The organism is Rhodoplanes roseus (assembly GCF_003258865.1).
Taxonomy (GTDB): Bacteria; Pseudomonadota; Alphaproteobacteria; order Rhizobiales; family Xanthobacteraceae; genus Rhodoplanes; species Rhodoplanes roseus.
This window is the reverse complement of sequence record NZ_NPEX01000492.1, coordinates 1-2,506: the sequence shown is the minus strand read 5'-3', so window position 1 is coordinate 2,506 and position 2,506 is coordinate 1. Positions and strand designations below refer to the sequence as shown.

Sequence of the window (2,506 nt, the reverse complement as noted above, 5' to 3'; positions counted from 1 at the left end):
GACCGGCTGCGCCACTGCTGCTGGAAGGTCGCGCCCTGCGGTGCCGCCATGTCGCGCGTCGCCGTGAAGCCGCCGGCGAGCGGCAGCCACCGGAAGCGTCCGCGCGCGCGGCCGAGCCGGGCGAGCAGCCGGGTGCCGAGCCCGGTGGTCACGCGATAGAGCCACGGCCGCGTCGCGAAGAAGCCCCACGCCGCGAGGCCGGCGCGGGACACCGGCGAAGTCAGCTCGCGCGCGAACTGACGGTCGCGCCAGTACCGCATCAGCCGCGGCAGCGGAATCCGGACCGGGCACACCTCCTCGCAGCGGCCGCAGAACGTCGAGGCGTTGGGCAGGCCGCCGGCGCGGTCGACGCCGAGCAGGCTCGGCGTCAGCACGGCGCCCATCGGGCCCGGATAGACGAAGCCGTACGCGTGGCCGCCGACCGCGTGATAGACCGGGCAGTGGTTCATGCAGGCGCCGCAGCGGATGCAGCGGAGCATGTCGCGGAACTCTCCGGCCAGCATGGCGGAGCGGCCGTTGTCGACCAGCACGACGTGATACTCGTGCGGCCCGTCCGGATCGTCGCTCCGGCGCGAGCCCGTCGTGATCGTCGTGTAGACCGACATTTCCTGGGCCGTCGCCGAGCGCGCGAGAACGCGCAGAAGCTGCGCCATGTCCTCCAGGGTCGGCACCAGCTTCTCGATCGACGCCAGCACGATGTGGACGCGCGGCAGCGTGCAGGTGAGATCGCCGTTGCCCTCGTTGGTGACGATCACGGACGAGCCGGTCTCGGCGATCAGGAAGTTGGCGCCCGTGATGCCGACATCGGCGGCCAGGAATTTCTTGCGCAACATCGTGCGCGCCTCGCTCAGCAGCGCCGTGGCGGTGCCGAGGTCGCGGTCGGGCGGCAGGTCGGTGTGCACGCGGCGGAAGTCGGCGGCGATCTGCTGGCGGTTGAGATGCACGGCCGGCATGATGATGTGAGACGGCAGCTCGTCGCGGATCTGGACGATGTACTCGCCCAGATCGGTCTCGACCGGCACGATGCCGTGCTGCTCCAGATGCTCGTTGACGCCGATCTCCTCGCCCACCATCGACTTGCCTTTGGTGACCGTGCGGGCGCCGACCTGGCGGCAGATGTTCAGGACGATGTCGTTGGCGTCGGCGGCGGTCGGCGCGAAGTGCACGTGACCGCCCTGCTCCTTCACCCGCGCTTCCCAGGCCTCCAGATACAGGTCGAGATGCGCCAGCGTGTGGGCCTTGATGTCGCGGGCGGAGTCGCGCAGCGCGTCGAACTCCGGCAGCGCGTCGACCACGGCGCGGCGGCGCGCCGGAAAGTTGGCCTCGACGAAGGCGAGCGAGCCCTGCAGGGCCGGATCGGCGAGCGCGCGGCGCGCATTCTCGTCGAACGTTTCGGTGGTCGCGACGCGGCTCATGGGCTTCGTCCGTGATCAGATGCCGTCATTCCGGACGCGTCGCGCGGCGAGGCGATCCGGAATCCAGCCACGACGGCCGTGCGCGCGGCTGGATTCCGGGTTCGCGCCGTCGGCGCGCCCCGGAATGACCGGAGTTTGGACGCAGCGCGGCTCATGGTTTCGGCTCCGGCGGCGCGGGCGAGGGTTGCGGGGCGACGCCGATCGGCGGCGTGTCGGTGTCGCCGACCAGGATCTCGGCGACGTGACGCACCTGCACCGCGGCGCCGTCGCGCGACAGCTTTCCGGCGATGTTGAGCAGACAGCCGAGATCGGCGGCGAGCAGCAGATCGGCACCGCTCGCCGTGACGGCCGCCGCCTTCTTGCCGACCATGCGATCGGAGATCTCCGGATACTTGACGCAGAAGGTGCCGCCGAAGCCGCAGCAGACGTCGCTGTCGACGAGCTCGATCAGGCCGAGGCCTTCGACGGTGGCGAGCAGCTTTCGCGGCTGCAGGCGCACGCCCAGCTCGCGCAGGCTGGAGCAGGAGTCGTGATAGGTCGCCGTGCCCGACACGCGGGCCGCGACACCCGTGACGCCGCAGACGTCGACCAGGAACTGCGTCAGCTCGTAGGTCTTGGCCGCCACCGCGTCGGCGCGTGGCTGCCAGTTCGGATCGCCCTGGAAGATCTCGGGATAGTGCAGGCGGACCTGGCCGGCGCAGGAGCCGGACGGCACCACCACGTAATCGAACGGCTCGAACGCCAGAATCACCTGCTCGGCGATTTTTCGCGCGGTCGCGCGGTCGCCCGAGTTGAACGCCGGCTGGCCGCAGCAGGTCTGCGGCGGCACGTCGACGCTGCAGCCGGCGTCCTCGAGCAGACGCGCCGACGCGAAGCCGACCGACGGGCGGACGAGATCGACCAGGCAGGTGACCAGAAGGCCGACGCGCTTCGACACGGCCATGCTGCCGGCTCCTCGGGCGGGTTGTTCTCGTTTTCGTCAGGATGGCGGAAAGGATTCGCCCGCGCAACCCGCGGGCGGACGTCGCGTTCCTGTTCACCTCTCCCCAGCGGGGAGAGGTCGGAGCCGGCGCGGAGCGACGGGTCTGGGT

At 70.7% G+C, this 2,506-nt stretch carries 2 protein-coding genes; both read right to left on the bottom strand.

What is annotated here, in order from left to right; all coding sequences use genetic code 11:
* On the bottom strand, positions 1-1,415 hold a 1,415-nt coding region (locus CH341_RS30605; protein WP_111423354.1), incomplete at its 3' end, for a lactate utilization protein B.
* A 151-nt stretch (positions 1,416-1,566) separates the two neighbouring features.
* Positions 1,567-2,358, bottom strand: coding sequence for a (Fe-S)-binding protein (locus CH341_RS30600; RefSeq protein WP_111423353.1), 792 nt, complete (start codon positions 2,356-2,358; stop codon positions 1,567-1,569).
* Positions 2,359-2,506 lie beyond the last annotated feature (148 nt).

Coding starts and splice junctions, on each gene's coding strand:
- CH341_RS30600 (WP_111423353.1), bottom strand. CDS start 2,358: ATGGCCGTGTCGAAGCGCGTCGGCCTTCTGGTCACCTGCCTGGTCGAT.